We start from the raw sequence: 18314 nt of genomic DNA on the forward strand, positions 1-18314 counted from the left end.
AGCTGAACGGTGATGTTCTTGGCAAGCGCTACCGGTGCTATATTATCAGCTACTGTTACCGTTGCATCAACAGTTGCCTTGTTACCATTCTTGTCGGTTACGGTTAAAGTCACCGTGTTGGCTCCTACGTTTGCACAACCGAAAGTAGTTTTAGATAAATCTAAGGTTACAGGACCACAGATATCTGAGCTTCCATTATCTACAGCCGTTGCTGTTATAGTTGCAACGCCATTGGCATCAAGCTCTATCGTTACATTCTGAGCTTTAGCAGTTGGGATAACCTTGTCTTCTACTTTAACAATAGCGGTAGCAGTTGCCACATTGCCATTGTTGTCGGTTATGGTTAAGGTTATACTGTTGTCACCTACATTACTGCAATCAAAAGAAGTTTTGCTCAGCGTCATTGTTTTAATGCCGCACGCATCCGAACTACCGTTGTTGATGTCAGTGGCAGTAATTGTAGCTACACCATTAGCATCTAACTGAACAGTGATGTTCTTGGCAACAGCAACCGGAAGCGTTTCATCTACTATAGTAACTATAGCGGTTGCTTCGTGCGCGTTGCCACTCTTATCTGTAACTGTTAAGGTTACCGTGTTCTCGCCAACATTGCTGCAATCAAAAGCTGTTTTAGAAAGCATTATCGTTTCGATACCGCAGTTGTCAGAAGACCCGTTGTTTACCTGTGCTGCAGTTATGGTTGCGTTGCCCGTAGCATCTAGTTTTACTGTAATGTTTTGGGTGATAGCTAAAGGAGCGATTTTATCTTCTACAGTTATGATGGCAGTAGCCTGATTAGCTTTTTCAGCTAAACTTACTATTTCAGAAGCTGAAAGTGCTCTGTTGAATATCATGGCTTCATCAATTTTTGCATCTATACCACCAATCACGGTGTTACTATTAAAATGACGCGCACCAAAAATAATTTCTGCATTTCCTGCACTCCAACTTGTAGCATTGTTTGCTAAATAGCTCCCAATACTAACGCCGTTTCTGTATAATGTGATTTGAACTTTGCTATCAGCTACATTTTCATATGTAATAGCTATCATTACCAGCTGGTTAGGTACAGTTTCAGCAAAGCCTGGAGTAAGGTCAATTGTTCTTCTGGCTATAGAGCTACCATTCATCCACTTGTTAGGTTGATTCTCCGCATACACTATACCATCAAACTCATCTGTCGCTATTCTGTCAATCGTCATAGCTGAGCCCGAACGAACATTAAGGTTGTTTATTGACACATACGATACAAGCGTTTTGCTAGTAATTGTCTGGCCTGTATAGGAAGAAGTTCTTGCAATGCTTCCATTAACCACATTCAGTTTACCTGAAGTAATAGTTGCAGAGCTATTTAAAATAAGGTCTCCCCAATTTCCTGTAAGATCTGCATTTGGGTTAGAACCATCGAAGTCCCAATGACCTATAAGCCCCTGAGGAATCATACGGTCATTACCAGCTGCATCGTTCACTGTCAATATCACAGAGTTCGTACCAATGTTTGAGCAATCGAATGTCGTTTTGCTTAAACTCATACCAGAAATGGAGCAGTTGTCAGAAGAGCCATCATCCACCATAGCCGGTGTTATAGTTGCTGTGCCATTCGCATCCAGTTGAACTGTTAAGGCCTTTGCTTTTGCTGTTGGGGCCATTACGTCTTTTACAGTAACAGTGGCAGTTTTACTTTCAGTGTTACCGGCAATGTCTGTTATAGTTAAGGTAACAGTATTATTGCCCACATCACTGCACGTAAAGTCCGTCTTATCCAATGTAATGGTTTTGATTCCGCAGTTGTCTGTAGAACCATTGTTTATCTGCGCCTCCGTAATACTTGCATTACCTGTAGCATCAAGCTCAATGGCAATATTTTGAGCTACTACGGTTGGTTTAGTAAAATCTTTTACAATTACCGTTTGCTCCTGCGTGCTTTTGTTGCCTGCAGCATCAGTGTATGTCCAGTTTATAGTATAAGTACCCTGTTCGGTATACTTCACCGCGTCAGCAGTTGTACCTGTAACTGCACCATCTACATTATCTGTAGCGGTTGGAGTTGTAACTGTAGCAGCACATTCTGCTATCACATCTGGTAGGGTAGCTATAGTTGGCACCGGTGCCTCGTTGTCCTGTACTGTCACAACCTGTGTAGCTGTTGCAGTATTCCCTGCTTTATCTGTTACCGTCCAGGTTACGGTTGTATTGCCTAGCGGGAAAGTAGCAGGTGCATTACTTGTGGTAGTACCAACTTCACAATTGTCAGCTGTTACTGGAGTACCAAGCACTACCCCTGATGCGGTATTTTTGCCTGGGTCAGTATTTATAGTAACAGTAGCCGGAGCAGTTATAGTTGGCTTCACGTTATCAACTACCGTTACTTTCTGGGTATAAGTAGTTGCGTTACCATTTGCATCTGTAGCTGTCCAGATCACATCAGTTGTTCCAACCGGGTATGCCCCACTTGCATCGGCAGTGCCGTTAAAATTATTTACTAAGGTAACAGCACCGCAATTATCTGAAGCAGTTGGAGCAGGCACTGTAACCAGAGCTGTACATCCAACTGGATTTTGTGTAGCGTAATGTATAGTTATCGTCCCTCCTTTAAATCTTACGCCGTTCCACCAGGAGTATAATGTGAAGTTGTTTGTACCACCGTAAACATAGTTAGGCAGTTTACCATTATAATTAAATGTAACAGTCTTTGTTTCTGCATTAGGATGAAAATCACCAGTTCCTGTTCCGGAAATGCTGGATGATACTGCAGCTAAATAGGAAGACTGAACAGTAAATGTTAAAGTAACTCCGGTCATTTCAGCACCAACCGGAAGTGGATCCTGAAAATTGATTACCATTGGCGAAGAACTCGCATAGGCATTATTATTTGGCAGCGTAACAGTTGCTGTTTTAATAAGATCTGTTGTTACATCAGATGGCGCTGTAATTACAGGCTTTTCAGTATCGTTAACGGCTATAGTTTTAGTAACTGTTGAAGTATTACCAGCCGCATCACTAACAGTAACTGTATATTCACCTGCTGTTAAGTTAGAATTAACATTTGTAGTACTTCCTCCTGCAGACCAATTATAAGTATAAGGTGCTGTACCGCCTGTAACTGTTGCAGTAAGTTCTCCTGTGGCATCACCAGCACATGATATTGACTTAGTTTCTGATATAGTTACTCCGTATAGTATTGTAATTTCAACTTTGCCGTGTCCTAAGTTTACACCAGAATTAGTTGAACTATTTAACACTCCACCAATGTAGCTTGATCCGCCTGCACCTGGAACATTAGCATTTAAAGTAGGATTAACCGAACCGCCGCCGTACCAGCCGCCGCCGCCGCCGCCGCCGCAAGCGCCGCCGCGACCTTCACTGCTTTCACTTTGTCCTATTCCAAAGCCTCCACCAGAACCAGGAGAACCTGCTGCTACTTGAGTACCACCCAAAGTTGAATAAAGTGTACCATAACCACCGTTTGAGTTTCCGCCTTCTAAACCCCCACCATTACCTGCAGTAGCACCATTTAGTTGACCACCGCCGCCGCCTGCCACAATTTTTCTATCATTTAAGGAATAAGGAGTCACTCTTACATCAGAAGCACCTCCACCTCCGTTATAGCATAAACCTTTTCCACCTCCATTGTAACCACCCGTACTTCCGCTCGGCATGCCTCCAACATTAACTTTTAATACTTGACCTGATGTTACAGCTAGGGTTCCTTCAGCATATCCTCCTAATCCTCCACTATTTGCTATTGTACCACCAGAAGCTCCATAAGTCTTAATTTGTATCAATGATACACCATTTGGTACAATAAAATCCTGTACTGTACCAGTGTAAGTAAAATTATAGACCTGCTGTGCCTGCATAGTTTGTGCAGTGCATAACAGGAAAAAGACCAGAGCGAGGCCTTTAAATTTTGCTACCCTATAGGTGTGAGAAGTCTCCCACCACACGGATAACTGCATGTAAAATTGTTTCATATAAAAAGGTTGGTTGTTGATTACTTAGTAGAAGGAAGAAGTTGCAGTTTGCCCTTACTTAAGACTAGATGAACTATAGTTGCTAATGAGTTGCGCATTACTGCAAAGGATAGCAGTTTTTTATATGTAGGCTGTAATGTGGTAACAGCTTGCGCACAGACCCACTCTGCAGAGAGGGCAGCAAATCGTTTCATAAATAGGGTGTAAAGTTTTGGCTATAAATTGAAATTTGGTATTGAATACAAGTAAGCCTCAACTATAAGCTGAAGCAGGCTTAATTTCATTGTTTTCAGTAGTTGTACTGGTAGCAAATAAGCGGGAAGTGTTATAGTTCTAACACTTTAAAAACCTCAAGAATTAAAATCCTAATGAGATGTATTACAGAATGTTAGCTGCGGTGCAAATACTAAACTATAGTTCGGCATCTGCAAAGGCTAAATACTTTAAGGAAATCTTATAAAGCGTGCATCTAAAACTTAGCGCAAGTTACAGGTTAAGATAGAGTACATCCAATATAGAATTGCACTGATTTGTCCCGTATTTAAAACGGACACAAATAATTCTTTAAGAAATCTTACAAATAGCAACTATAAATAAAAAGCATAGTATAATCTTACCTGCTTATTTTAAGTGCAATCCTGAACAGAATAATTAAATCACTCCTAGTTAAGATTCTTCTTAAATTATAACCTTTGAAGCAGCCAGATATTCTTTAGGACTGATACCTTCTATCTTTTTAAATGCTTTGTAAAATCCGCTCCTCGAGGCAAAACCAGCCTGTAAGGCCAGGGCTTCGATGGTATAGTTCTGCAGAATACCATCTTTCTCCAGTTGCGATTTCAGGTAGGCTATGCGGTAGTTATTTACAAAATCGTTGAAGCTGGTTTTAGCAAACGCGTTTAGTGCTTGTGACAGTTTATAGGCGGGTATATCCAGCCGTGCGGCAACATCATTAACTTTTAAGGTCTTCTCTTTAAAGCACTCCGATGCTAGCATGAATTGCTCTATCCGTTGATGCAGGATTTCGGCATCCTGTTCCTGCACATTAACCTTTGCTTGTTTTATGATTCGTGAAAGAGTTTCGGGTTTCATGTCAAGGAAAGAAGCAACACAGTCCAATGGGAGGCGGTCAATGTAACCGGGCTTGGAGTTCACAAAATACAGGTAGCGTTCGGTGGCATTTCCGACACGAATCACATGGGTTCGTTCCTGGGCGTCGCGGTAATAGTTCTCGTATACCTGTCTGATGATATAATTCAGATCAAAATAACGTTTGTACCAGTCCTGTAGTGTATCTGTGTGCACGCACAGCAAAAGCGTCGGTTCTATGGCAACTATAGCTTCGCGGGAGGGTTGTTCGCCGTAAAGTCCCGACAAGGAACTGACAAATTCATTCTCGACTGAAATATATGTAGTGATCTTTTTCTGATTGTGCGTGGAGTACGCCATGAGTGCGCCCTGCTTTATAAAATACATGTAGTTGCACAGGTCGCCCTCATACAGCAAGTGCTCCCCTTCCCGGAGCTGTATCGACTTGGCGTGTTCATAGAATTCTTTCTGAAGTTCTTCGCTGACAGGATATACTGTAGAAAGCAAGCCTAAAATATGGGCAATATCTTCCGGGTTAACAGGGATAAATTGTAAGGAATTTTCACGCATTCGTTGGTCCGGTTGAGGGTGTTTTAAAAACAGCGAAAAGACAAACTAAATATCATTTCTATCCACTTCAAGTAAATGTAAGTTAAATATCAGAGTAAATCTCATTTAGTTTTCTAACTGAAACATTACAACAGGATAAGCCATAGAAGGTTGAAATATAAAGAAAAGAGGATTCTTTTTTTCGGGACAGATATGCAAACACTAGTCCTTTTTATGCGTTTGAGAACTGTAAATTTCAATATCCATATAATTCTTCCTGTATCACCACAAACTACCAAAAGCTATGAGTTACCATGTAAGCAAAAAGATAAACGGCTCTTTTGATGAAGCCACCACCAGAGTAAAAGAAGCACTGCAACAGGAAGGTTTTGGTGTGATCAGTGAGATAGATCTGAAACAAAAATTTAAAGAAAAGCTGCAGGTAGATTTCAGGAACTATAAGATACTGGGTGCCTGTAACCCGAAGCTGGCACACCAGGCCATACAGCAAGAGCCTACTATCGGTGTTATGCTGCCGTGCAATGTGTTATTGCAGGAACATGAAAATGGCGAAGTAGAAATAACTGCTATCAACCCCATGGAAACTATGGCCGCCGTCGACAACCCAAATCTTACAGTATTAGCAAAAGAAGTGAGCCAGAAACTAAAAAAAGCCATTAATAATGTGTAAACTATTTATTTACCGGAGAGTTGATCATATAGAAAAAAATTACTCCAGACTATAAACAAACGACATGTCCATACTTCAGCTAAAACCTACTATCCTTGTCGAAACACCCTTGGGTACCGGGCAGGCAATCTTTATCATAGACTATGGTATGCATCAGAATACCTGTTGGGTGGTTGCATTGCAAAAAGATGGTGTCATCAAGCATTTCGATTGCAACGACGTGATATTATCTACAAACTATACCTATGGCATGAACCTGAGAAAAAATACATTCCCGGCACAGGATTCACCTTCTGAACATTCCTGATTTTAAAGACGCTGTATCCGGCCGGTTTTAGCTGACACTTTCTAACTATAGCGATCGATCAAACTATAAACTATAAAGAGGCTGCGCTGTAAAGTGCAGCTTTTTTTTCTGCCAAGCCTAACATCTTTTGTAGTATAAATAGCTTATGTAACCAATGTCACTGAACTAAGGAAAAGCATTCTGCATCTTTGTGTCAGTCAAGCAAGAATGACCCATGTAACGGATTTATTTTATTGCTGGATTAACTCACATAAAAAGCTATAAGTTATACTTAAATGAAAGATACATTGAACATTATGGTACCGGTTGACTTCACACCGGTGTCTTACAGAGCGATAGAATTTCTGGCTTTCCTGATGGACAAGACGCCTGTCAACACGCACCTGGTACATGTTATAGAAGTGAATGCAGCCGAATGGGGCGGTTCTGTTGAGGCATCTGAAACACTGAACAAAACTGAGTTAAAACAAAAACAACAGCTGGCTGAACAGAAGTTTGCAGAACTAAAACAGCACCTGACTTTCAGCTTCACCAGCGAGATCTTATTTGGCAGACTAACTACCACCCTCGCTGACTATGCAAACAAACAGCAAACAGACCTGGTGATTATGGGGACAGATGGTGCAGAGGGCTGGCTCGAAAAAGTATCGGGCTCAGAAGCACAACATGTTGTCCGGTATACCAATATTCCTGTCATCACCATTCATAAACATGCTGCCATTTCGCCTATCCAGAATCTGTTATGGGTGGCAGATTTTGAAGCAGAAAAGCAACCGGAACAAAGCGTAGCTACCATTAAATTTTTGCAGCAGCTCTTTAATGCAAAGCTGCATTTGCTGCAAATTGTAGACAAGAACGATGAAAGCAGACTGAACCAGCTGAAAGGCAAAATGCAGGATTTCGTGGAGCAACTGAACTTACAAAACGTTGAACTGCACCTGCATCATAACTATAAAGTTCCGGCTGGCGTGCGCAACTTCAACGAGGTGTCGGCTATGGACCTGGTAATGATCGGTACACATGGCAGAAAAGGAATCAATCACCTGTTCTATGGCAGCATTGCCGAAACGCTCGTCAATCACTGCATTCGTCCCCTTATGACCTATCATCTGATGTAATTTTTTCAGACTCAGAAAGTGATGAATTGAAACTATAGTTCAGGGATTTAACCAATATCATTTCCTGCAAAAACGTTGAACCCAATAGCATTAAATCGTAGCGTACATTGTGTGATAAACATCACTGAACTTAGTTAGCGTATACTTTAATTTTGTAACAGAAATTAATTCATTCAAAGAACAATATTATATCTATGAAAATTAAACAGTTTGAAGACAAAGGCTTAGCCCATTATGCATATGCTATTTTAAGCGAGCGTGCAAAGGAAGTGGTATTGATAGACCCGGCCCGCGACCCGCAGCCATATTATGATTATGCCAAAGAACATGATGCTAAGATTGTAGGGGTAATTGAGACGCACCCGCATGCCGATTTCGTAAGCTCGCACCTGGAGATACACCAGAAAACCGGAGCTACTATTTACACCCATAGCCTGGTAGGTGCAGATTACCCGCATCAGGCATTCGACGAAGGCGCTGTTCTTGAATTTGGTGACATCAAACTGAAGTCGCTGCACACACCGGGCCACTCCCCTGACTCGATAAGTATTGTGCTGGAGCATGAAGGAAAAGATAAGGCCGTGTTTACAGGAGATACCTTGTTTATAGGTGATGTTGGTCGCCCGGATTTGCGCGAAAGTGCGGGTAACGTAACTGCCAAACGCGAAGAACTGGCCCGACAGATGTACAAGAGCACCCGCGAGAAGTTAATGAAACTGGCCGATGATGTTGTAGTTTACCCTGCACACGGAGCAGGGTCATTGTGTGGTAAAGGCCTGAGCGATGCGAACACCAGCACCATAGGCGACGAAAAAAAAGGAAACTATGCCCTGCAGGAAATGAGCGAAGATGCCTTCGTAAAAGTACTGACAGAAGACCAGCCTTTCATACCGAAATATTTTGGTTACGATGTAGGCCTTAACAAGCAGGGTGCCCCGGACTATAAGCCAAGCCTGGAAGGTGTTAAGAAACTGGAGAAGAATTATACCCCTGAAGAAAGTGCTGTTATAGTGGACGCCCGTAGCGAGAGCACATTTAAGAAAGGACATTACAAAGGTGCTATCAACATCCAGAATGGTGGTAAATTCGAAACGTGGCTGGGATCTATAGTTGGTCCGAATGAGCACTATTACCTGGTTGGTGAAAGCGATGAACAACTGAATGAGCTGATCTCCAAAGCTTCTAAGATCGGTTACGAACTGCTTATAAAAGGCGCTTTTGTGTACGACAAGCAGGACGGTGAATCGAGCGATAAATTCGACAAGTTAACTTTTGAAGCGAACAAGGAAGACTATACCATCGTGGATATCCGCAACACTTCGGAAGTGAAGTCTGGAAAGTTCTTCGATAACGCCATCAACATTCCATTGCCGGAATTACGCGAACGCGTGAAGGAGATTCCGACCGACAAACCGGTGGTAGTGCATTGCGCTGGTGGTTATCGCTCGGCAGCCGGCAGCAGTATTGTTGAAGCCGCCCTGCCAAATGTGAAGGTGCTGGATATGAGCGAAGCCGTTACAGAGTTAAAACAAAAATAAACTATCAATTGAGCTCCTGGCGCTCATTCTGAACTATAAAGCCGTTGCAGCTTCCGGTTGCAACGGCTATTTGCTTACATCCCTATCCTGTTCAGGGCGTATAGTTATATAAATAAAAAGCGCTCCTGAAACTATATACAGATCTACGTAACTTTACCTCATGCAGACAATCCCCAAAGAACTTGTACATAAAAAATTTCCTTCCCTGGAAGATGCCTTGCTCGATGAGCTTTTAGCACAAAGTACCCTGAAAGAAGTGTCAGAAGGAGAAGATGTAATGCGCTCAGGGCAATACATTACGTCAACTATTTTGCTGCTGCGTGGCCTGTTAAAAGTATACCGCGAAGACGACGAAGGCAATGAATTTTTGATGTATTACCTGGAAGCCGGGAATGCCTGCGCCCTATCGATGATGTGTACAGCCCGTGATGAACAGAGTCAAATCATGATAAAAGCCGTAGATGATTCAGAGCTTATTCTAGTACCGTCACATTTGTCTGAACTATGGCTGGCTAAATATAAAAGCTGGAATAACTTTGTGATTGCATCGTATCGTCAGCGTTTCGAAGAGCTGTTGCAAACCCTGGATAGCATTGCCTTTAAAGGGCTGGATGAGCGTTTACTTTTTTACCTGAAACGCCATGTAAAAGTAAGCGGTAATCATGTTAAACTATCCCACCAACAGATCGCCACAGAACTCAGTAGTTCCCGCGAAGTTATATCCAGGCTGCTCAAAAAATTGGAGCAAACCGGCGCCGTAACCCTCCACCGAAATTACATAGAAGTACAAAATCTAAGCTTAGTTTAAGAGTTTGTGAGTTAAAGAGTTTAGGAGTTAAAGAGTTTAGGAGTCTAAGAATTAAGAGTTAAAGAGTCGGAGCGCATCCACTTTCTAACTCTTTTCATTTTATTCACTTTAGCCCTAGTTCACTTAACCCTTAACTTTCTAACTTCCCAACTCTCTAACTTCCCAACTCTCTAACTCCTAAACTCACAAACTCTTTAACTATAAAATCCCTTTCTGTGACAACAGTCACTGTAGTCCCTTTTAACCTGCTGTACTTTTGTATCGTTACATCTAAAACTTACAAAACGAATGGAAATATTAGGATACATTGCTGCCATGCTCATAGGCCTATCACTTGGCCTGATTGGTGGGGGCGGCTCTATACTTACGGTACCGGTACTGGTTTATTTGCTCGGTTTTAGCCCTGTTATCTCCACGGCTTACTCCCTATTTATAGTTGGCCTTACCAGCCTGGTGGGGTCTTATAAGTTTTACCAGAAAGGATTGGTGAGCATGAAAACAGCTGTTGTGTTTGGCTTGCCATCTATAGTTGCAGTTTACCTGACACGCCGCTACCTGGTGCCCGCTATACCTGAAAACCTGTTTACAGTAGGCGACCTCGCCGTAACGAAAGGTGTGCTGCTAATGCTCCTGTTTGCCGGTCTTATGGTGTTTGCTTCTATTTCGATGATCAAAAAGAAAAAAGAAGTACCCGCTGAGCCTGTTGATGTTGTGGATGAGAATATTGACACTGATTTGGACGTAGAGCATACAGACAAAACAGAAACTCACCCAAAACCGAAATTCAACTATGGCGGCATCCTGGCTGAAGGACTGGTAGTAGGTACACTTACCGGACTGGTAGGTGCAGGCGGTGGTTTCCTGATCATCCCGGCGCTTGTACTTTTCAGTAAGCTGGACATGAAGATGGCTGTGGGTACTTCCCTTTTGATCATCGCTGTTAAATCGCTGTTCGGCTTTATAGGCGACGTGTTCAACTATGAGATCGACTGGATGTTCCTGGGCATTTTCTCAACCATTTCTATTGCCGGTATTTTCATTGGTACTTACCTCTCCACCAAGATCCACGCTGATAAACTGAAGACCTCTTTTGGCTGGTTTGTGCTCTTGATGGGTATCTACATTATCATCAAAGAAATATTTTTCGCATAAGCATGCAGCGTGATATAAGTCACAGACACAGGCACTTATTATTCCGAAATTTGTAGTGTCATCAAAGCAATATGATGATACAAACTATAGAACTATAAATTTATAACCACAAAAAATCAGCTACCATGAAAGTAGAACAGATCTATACCGGTTGCCTGGCACAAGGCGCATATTACATCGAAAGCAACGGTGAAGCGGTTATTATTGACCCGCTTCGTGAAGTAAAACCATACCTGGAAAAAGCAGAGAAAGACAACGCCACAATTAAGTATGTACTGGAGACACACTTCCACGCCGACTTTGTTTCAGGCCATGTAGACCTGGCAAAAGCTTCGGGCGCTACCATCGTTTTCGGGCCCAATGCCCAGACTACGTATGAGGCTTACATAGCCAAAGATGGTGAAGAACTTAAGGTGGGTAATGTAACTATAAAAGTGCTGCACACACCAGGCCACACCATGGAATCTACCACTTATTTGCTACGCGATGAGAATGGTAGAGACTATGCGCTTTTCTCTGGCGACACGCTGTTTATCGGAGATGTGGGCCGTCCGGACCTGGCAGCTAAATCTGACTTAACACAGGACCAACTGGCCGGCCACCTTTACGACTCGCTTCGCAACAAGATCATGACGCTGGCGGATGACGTAATCGTTTATCCAGCGCATGGTGCAGGTTCGGCTTGTGGTAAAAATATGAGTAAGGAAACAAGCGATACGCTGGGCAACCAGAAAAAAACAAACTATGCCCTGCGTGCTGACATGACCAAAGAAGAGTTCATTAAGGAAGTAACGGATGGCTTAACACCACCGCCAAGCTATTTCCCGCTGAACGTGAAAATGAACAAGGAAGGCTACGACAATATTGAAAGCGTACTGGAGCAAGGCCTGCAGGCGCTATCACCGGAAGCATTTGAAGCCGCAGCCAACGAAACCGGTGCTTTGGTACTGGATACGCGCAGCCCGGAAACATTTGCAGCAGGTTTTATACCAAACTCCATTAACATTGGTATCGATGGCAGCTTTGCACCTTGGGTAGGAACCCTTATCCCGGACATTAAGCAGCAGATATTACTGGTAACCGACGCAGGTCGCGAAGAAGAAGTAGTGACGCGCCTGGCTCGTGTAGGCTACGACTATACCATTGGTTACCTGAAAGGTGGTTTTGCAGCCTGGAAAGAAACAGGAAAAGAAACTGATACTATACAGTCTATCTCTGCCGATGAATTTGCAAACCGCTATGCCCAGAACAACGTCGTTAAGGTTGTGGATGTTCGAAAGCCGGGCGAGTACCAGTCTGAACACGTAGAAACTGCACAATCTGCGCCGCTTGATTACCTGAACGAGCACCTGGCAGAGCTTCCTAAAGAAGAGACCATGTACCTGCACTGTGCTGGTGGCTATCGCTCCATGATCGCAGCGTCTATCCTGAAAGCAAGGGGATTTGACAATGTAGTGAACGTGGAAGGTGGTTTCAAGGCAATTGCTGAAACAGCAGTACCGAAAACAGCTTACGTTTGCCCTAGCACGCTGAAATAATACTTTTTTTTATAGTTAAAGACGCTTGAAGAGTTGGCGTAGTGTAAAGCAGCGCCGGCCTTTAAGTTTATAAGAACTACTTTTCCTGCGTGACCAAAGTCACAGATAAAGGCCACAATAATACCGACCTTTGTATCATAATAAAAAAATACCAACAAGCATTTAAAAGTAATAGAGCTATGTTTAACATATTCGGATCAAAACCCAAAAACTACGAGAACCTGGATGGCACCACATTCAGAACCAGGTACCAGAACACCCCAAAAGCAGAACTGCTTGATGTGCGGACGGCGGGTGAATTTGCAGGAGGTTCTATCAAAGGCGCTAAAAACCTGGATGTAACTTCATCGCAGTTTCAGCAGGCGCTGAAGACAATGGATAAGGACAAAGAATACTTCGTGTTCTGCCGCAGTGGCAACCGCAGCGGTTCTGCCTGCGACATCATGAGCAAAGAAGGCTTTAAAGCTTATAACCTGGCTGGCGGAATCGGTGCCTGGCCTAAGTAATTAACTATAAAAATGTCAGGGCAGTGATCTGACACCTGGCTCCTGCCCTACCTGTTACACCTAAACTAAACGAGTAAGAAATGTTAGAATTCTTGAGTCAGCCATGGCCCTGGTATACGTCGGGTCTCATTATTGCCCTTGTTATGCTGATCCTACTATTTTTTGGTAAATCATTTGGTTTCTCATCAAACCTGCGCACCATTTGCGCTGCCTGCGGTGCCGGTAAAACCGTGAAGTTCTTTGATTTTGACTGGCGGTCTCAGACCTGGAACCTTTTGTTTCTGGTAGGTGCTATTATAGGTGGTTTTATCGCGTCTGAGTTTTTATCTAATGGCGAGGCCGTGCAGATCTCACAGGCAACTATACGGGATCTAAGTGAACTAGGTATTTCAGCTCCGGAGGGCATTCAGCCGGAAGAGATCTTTAGCCTGGAGAATGCCTTTTCGCTGAAAGGTTTCCTGATTCTGCTGCTGGGTGGATTTGCTGTTGGGTTTGGTGCCCGTTATGCCGGTGGCTGTACTTCTGGTCACGCGATCAGCGGTATTTCTAACCTGCAGTTACCCTCACTTATAGCTGTTATCGGTTTCTTTATTGGAGGTCTGATCACCACATTCCTGCTGATGCCGCTTATTTTTTAATGAATAATTAATAATGCGAAATGAATATTAACTGGAATACCATTGAGCTCTTTTTCCAATTAATCTTTCATCATCCATAATTAGTCGTTCATCATTAATCATTAAAAATTACATTACCGTGAGAGGATTAAAATTTATAATAGCCGGCATTCTGTTCGGTATCGTGATGAGCAAATCGGAGGCTATTTCATGGTTCCGAATCCAGGAGATGTTCCGTTTCCAGTCGTTCCATATGTATGGCATTATTGGAACGGCCGTTGTACTGGGGATCATCATTACTTACGTTATAAAAAAATATAAACTGCATGATTTCCAGGGCAATCCAATCGTATTTACGCCTAAAGAAATGTCTGTTCCGCGTTACCTGATCGGGGGTACGATCTTCGGGCTGGGCTGGGCGCTGACAGGCGCTTGCCCGGGGCCTATGTTCGTAAACATCGGCTTCCAGTACTGGTCCATCCTGATAGCGGTGGTTGGTGCATTAGCAGGCACTTATATGTACGGAGCCATAAAAGACAGATTACCACACTAAAAACTTTGGCAAAAAGTGGAATATGTTATGAAAGTCACCGGTAAAATAACGGTGGCTTTCAGGCATATCAAAACAAAAGTAAAAACGACCTGAACTATGAAAAACACTACAGATGCCAAACTCGGTTTAAAAGAGAACGCAGGCCAGTTCTGGCTGCTGGTGCTCGTGAACGGGTTTGTTGGTTCTATGGTGGGTTTGGAGCGTTCTGTGATCCCGGAGTTTGCTGAAACGGTTTTCGGCATAAACGGGCATACTGCGCTTCTTTCTTTTATAGTTGCTTTTGGTCTCGCCAAGTCTATTGCCAACATGCTGATGGGGCACCTTACGGCACGGTTTACCCGCAAGCAACTGCTTTTAATTGGTTGGTTGTTTGCACTGCCTGTGCCCTGGCTACTGCTGTATGCTGACAACTGGTGGTGGGTGATTTTTGCAAACCTGTTGCTGGGTATAAACCAAGGACTGGCATGGTCGGCTACGGTGGTAATGAAGATTGACCTGGTGGGCGAAAAGAACCGCGGACTGGCGATGGGCATTAACGAATTTGCCGGTTACCTGGCGGTTGGTCTGGTAGCTTTCCTGGCAGGCTATATCGCATCTACTTCAGGTAACGTTACCTACGCCTTTGTGCCAGGAATCGGCTTTTCTATAGTTGGTCTGCTGCTTACGTTGCTCTTTGTGCGCGACACCCATGCCCATGTACAAACAGAGGCTGCTCAAACTACTATTCCACTGTTAAAGAACATCTGGAAAGACACCACCTTCCGACACGCAAACCTGGGCTCAGTTACCTTTAATGGATTCGTGAACAACATGAACGACGGCATACTTTGGGGCTTGCTTCCGGTGCTGTTAAGTACAAAAGGGTATTCACTTACCGAAACAGGTTTGCTGGCAGGTATTTACCCGGTAGTATGGGGGTTAGGACAGCTGGTAACCGGCAGACTGGGCGATATACTTTGCAAAAAACAGCTGCTTAGTATGGGCATGATGATACAGGGTGCTGCTATTGGGATGCTATTGTTTGCAGACTACTATCCTGCACTTGTAGCGGCGCTGGTTATACTTGGGGTAGGCACAGCCATGGTTTACCCGAACTTCCTGGCGGTGGTAGCCGAAAATACGCACCCGAGCCAGCGCCCGCAAAGCCTGGGTATTTTCAGGTTCTGGCGTGACTTTGGGTATGTGGCTGGTGCGGTAGCAGCCGGTGTATTAAGCGATATGTTCGGGCTGGGCGCTGTTATAGTTGGCACTGCTGCCCTGACTATAGGAGCAGGTGCTTTATCAGAAATACGGATGTGCTGCACCAAAAAACTGCTCTGGCATAGCCACGAATGTAGTACCGGTTTGCTTCAGCAATCTTAATTGTGTACTTTTACTTAATTCATGAAAACGTACCTGCTTTTATTTTTCAGCACCCTTCTCCTACTTTTCGGCATACAGAAAAGTAGCAGCCTGCCTGGTTTCGCTGATTTTAAGCAGAGTCTCGTGTCAAAAAGCTGTAACTATAGCCACCAGGGTTTTAAAAAACCATGCACTAAAAAGTGCCTGAAACACCAGACCCATTCAGAATCTAAAAGTGCTGCCAACACAGTTACTGACTGCACGCAGCAGGTTTACGCTATAGTTTCGTCACAGCAACTGCACGCTTTTTATAGTTTAATTATAGTTCAACCAGCTATAGTTACTAATAGTAACCAACACCAGTCCCCGTACCTCGAAACGGAACACGCCCCTCCCCGGCTGTTTTAAAATGATTTTTCTTTAGATGTTATGGTAAATATGCAACGGCTCTTCGTGTTGCCTTTGCTTCGCCATGTCCGTCCTCCTGCATTCAATCCGATGTCAGAAGACACTAATCTGTTTCATTCATTTTAAGAACAAACCAAATGGAATTTACTTTTTTGCAGAAAACAGCCTTCCTGGTGCTCCGCATCATGGGCAGCCTTATTTTTATTCTAGCCGGCATTAATCACCTTTTGAAAACAGCCGGCGCAACTGCCAAACTTCAGAAATCAGCTTTCGGTCACCTGGCAACAGCCATCGCGCCAGCCGAGTCCTTAATTATACTTTCTGGTATAGGGTTACTGGTTGGTGGATTAATGCTGTTGTCTGGTTTTAAAACCAGGCTGGCTTCGTTGGGGCTGCTCGCTATACTTATACCAATTACACTTACCGTGCAGGTAGCCAACCCTGAAGGTGCCGGGCCGCTGTTCAAGAACATGGCCCTGTCCGGCATGCTGTTTTTCTTTATCGTGAACGGGGCTGTATATTATGGCCTCGACCAGGTACTTGCATTAAAAAAGAAGGCGGCGTATCAAACTATAGGTAACAAGCACTATGTAAGTATGTTAGTCCTTGGCTTGGCATTTACACTTGGTTCCTGTACTTCAACAGGCACATTGGCGCAAACCAGTACCCAGCAAACCACAGCCAAACAGAAATATGCCGTACTTATAAGCCAGCCAGGACATTTGAAAGCCGCCATTAATACAGCCGAAAGCATTACGAAAGACAGCAAGTATAACAGCGAAGCTTTTGTGATCATGGCCTGTGGTAAATCAGTGGAAGCTTTTCAGAAAGGTAGTGATATGGCGCAGTTTATGGAGCAAGGCAAAGCACTTGGCGTGACCTTCAAAATATGCGGTATGTCGCTGAAGCAGTTCAATGTAGACCCAAACACATTAGCAGAGGGTTTAGAAATAGAACCCAATGGTCTGACCTACATGTTTGACCTGCAACAGCAGGGCTACAAAACTGTTGAATTATAAACACTGTTGAATTATAAACTATATTTAAGAACTCAAATACCGCTCTCTTCTGAGAGGGTTAAATCAGAATAAAAGACCATAACGATGAATAAGAATAAATTTTCAATCAAAAATATACCGGGCTGGGCCGTAATGCTGGCTGTTTTCGGGGTTTTATACTTAACCGGTTTGCACACCGAAGCCATCGGGCAGGTGCAGCGCTTGTTGCTGGCAACCGGTGTTAAAAATGCCGATGTACCAGAAACCCTGCAAAACCCCGATGCAAATGCAGTAGCCAGTGCATCAGCTGTAGCTAACTCAGAAATGGCAGGATCTGGTTTTAAAATGGTAGATCTGCAGGGTAAGCAAGTAGCGTTTGAGAGCCTGAAAGGCAAAGTAGTCTTCCTGAACATCTGGGCTACGTGGTGCCCGCCGTGTATCGCGGAGATGCCGAACATCCAGAAACTATATGACAAAGTAGGCTCTGATAAAATTGCTTTTGTAATGTTGTCGGTAGACGAGGGCGGTATGGAAAAGGTGAAAAAGTTTATAGGCAAGAAAAACTATACATTCCCGGTATACATGCCGGCCAGCCAGTTTCCGCAGGAATTTTACTCTAATGCCATTCCTACTACATTTATCATCTCACCGGAAGGTAAGATCGTAGCCAAGCAGGAAGGTATGGCCGATTACGATACGCCGGAAGTTGTTGAATTTCTCCAGAAGTTAGCAACCAAATAGAAATCGACACACTAACTACCGGCACTATAGCTGGTTTACAATTATAATTTACAAGAGCAGAAGGTATATACTTTCTGCTCTTTTTTGTTTCCGGACATTATTGTCAGTCTATCCCAATACTTTAAACTATAGCATATTCCAGATGTAAAACTATAGTTGATAAACCTTCATAAGCCTACATCTTCCTCACTCTCACCATTCCGCGGCATTTGTATTAAGGATAAAGTAGCAGCAAAATAGAGAGCTAAATCACTTCCGAAAGAAAGATAGGTCATTTTTCCGCTAAGGCTCCGGTATGACCTTTGGGACTGTTCAAAAGGGAGTAGTTTAACTATTTTTTAGAGAGAATCCAGGCTAATTGACAGATGAAAAAGGCCTGATCTTTC

16 protein-coding genes are annotated in these 18314 nt (G+C 43.5%); 14 read left to right on the forward strand and 2 right to left on the reverse strand.

Annotated elements, in window-relative coordinates:
* Both ABS362_RS03495 and ABS362_RS03500 read right to left on the reverse strand, forming a co-directional pair.
* On the reverse strand, positions 1–3974 hold a 3974-nt coding region (locus ABS362_RS03495), incomplete at its 3' end, for a beta strand repeat-containing protein (protein ID WP_350410905.1).
* Positions 3975–4652: 678 nt separating this feature from the next.
* A complete protein-coding gene (locus ABS362_RS03500) occupies positions 4653–5633 on the reverse strand; it encodes a helix-turn-helix domain-containing protein (RefSeq protein ID WP_350410906.1) in 981 nt (326 codons plus the stop codon).
* Positions 5634–5916: 283 nt separating this feature from the next.
* On the opposite strand from ABS362_RS03500, the gene ABS362_RS03505 reads away from it, so the two are divergent.
* The 14 genes from ABS362_RS03505 to ABS362_RS03570 all read left to right on the forward strand — a co-directional run bounded on the left by ABS362_RS03505 (position 5917) and on the right by ABS362_RS03570 (position 17928).
* Entirely contained in the window at positions 5917–6303 is a 387-nt protein-coding gene (locus tag ABS362_RS03505; RefSeq protein ID WP_350410907.1) for a DUF302 domain-containing protein, read from the forward strand.
* A gap of 64 nt (positions 6304–6367) precedes the next feature.
* Positions 6368–6610, forward strand: a complete 243-nt coding sequence (locus tag ABS362_RS03510; RefSeq protein WP_350410908.1) for a hypothetical protein — start codon at positions 6368–6370, stop codon at positions 6608–6610.
* 275 nt (positions 6611–6885) lie between these two features.
* The gene (locus tag ABS362_RS03515) at positions 6886–7728 is read left to right on the forward strand and encodes a universal stress protein (RefSeq protein WP_350410909.1); all 843 of its coding nucleotides are present in this window, start codon (positions 6886–6888) and stop codon (positions 7726–7728) included.
* Positions 7729–7922: 194 nt separating this feature from the next.
* Positions 7923–9266 (forward strand): MBL fold metallo-hydrolase, encoded by a 1344-nt coding sequence (locus ABS362_RS03520; RefSeq protein WP_350410910.1) that lies wholly within the window; start codon positions 7923–7925, stop codon positions 9264–9266.
* Between the two features lie 160 nt (positions 9267–9426).
* Entirely contained in the window at positions 9427–10074 is a 648-nt protein-coding gene (locus ABS362_RS03525) for a Crp/Fnr family transcriptional regulator (protein ID WP_350410911.1), read from the forward strand.
* A 288-nt stretch (positions 10075–10362) separates the two neighbouring features.
* Positions 10363–11226, forward strand: a complete 864-nt coding sequence (locus ABS362_RS03530) for a sulfite exporter TauE/SafE family protein (protein ID WP_350410912.1) — start codon at positions 10363–10365, stop codon at positions 11224–11226.
* Between the two features lie 125 nt (positions 11227–11351).
* Positions 11352–12764, forward strand: a complete 1413-nt coding sequence (locus tag ABS362_RS03535; RefSeq protein ID WP_350410913.1) for an MBL fold metallo-hydrolase — start codon at positions 11352–11354, stop codon at positions 12762–12764.
* A gap of 179 nt (positions 12765–12943) precedes the next feature.
* Positions 12944–13270 (forward strand): rhodanese-like domain-containing protein, encoded by a 327-nt coding sequence (locus ABS362_RS03540; protein ID WP_350410914.1) that lies wholly within the window; start codon positions 12944–12946, stop codon positions 13268–13270.
* 80 nt (positions 13271–13350) lie between these two features.
* Positions 13351–13908, forward strand: coding sequence for a YeeE/YedE family protein (locus ABS362_RS03545; protein WP_350410915.1), 558 nt, complete (start codon positions 13351–13353; stop codon positions 13906–13908).
* Between the two features lie 118 nt (positions 13909–14026).
* Positions 14027–14440, forward strand: a complete 414-nt coding sequence (locus tag ABS362_RS03550; RefSeq protein WP_350410916.1) for a YeeE/YedE family protein — start codon at positions 14027–14029, stop codon at positions 14438–14440.
* Between the two features lie 96 nt (positions 14441–14536).
* Positions 14537–15802 carry an MFS transporter gene (locus tag ABS362_RS03555; RefSeq protein WP_350410917.1) on the forward strand — a complete coding sequence of 422 codons (1266 nt, stop codon included), beginning with the start codon at positions 14537–14539 and terminating at the stop codon, positions 15800–15802.
* A 21-nt stretch (positions 15803–15823) separates the two neighbouring features.
* On the forward strand, positions 15824–16189 hold the full coding sequence (locus ABS362_RS03560; protein ID WP_350410918.1) for a hypothetical protein: 366 nt from the start codon (positions 15824–15826) through the stop codon (positions 16187–16189).
* A gap of 137 nt (positions 16190–16326) precedes the next feature.
* Positions 16327–17208, forward strand: a complete 882-nt coding sequence (locus ABS362_RS03565) for a DoxX family membrane protein (protein WP_350410919.1) — start codon at positions 16327–16329, stop codon at positions 17206–17208.
* A gap of 84 nt (positions 17209–17292) precedes the next feature.
* Positions 17293–17928, forward strand: a complete 636-nt coding sequence (locus ABS362_RS03570) for a TlpA family protein disulfide reductase (RefSeq protein ID WP_350410920.1) — start codon at positions 17293–17295, stop codon at positions 17926–17928.
* The last annotated feature ends 386 nt before the right edge of the window (positions 17929–18314 follow it).

Source organism: Pontibacter populi (assembly GCF_040278685.1).
GTDB classification, from domain to species: Bacteria; Bacteroidota; Bacteroidia; order Cytophagales; family Hymenobacteraceae; genus Pontibacter; species Pontibacter populi.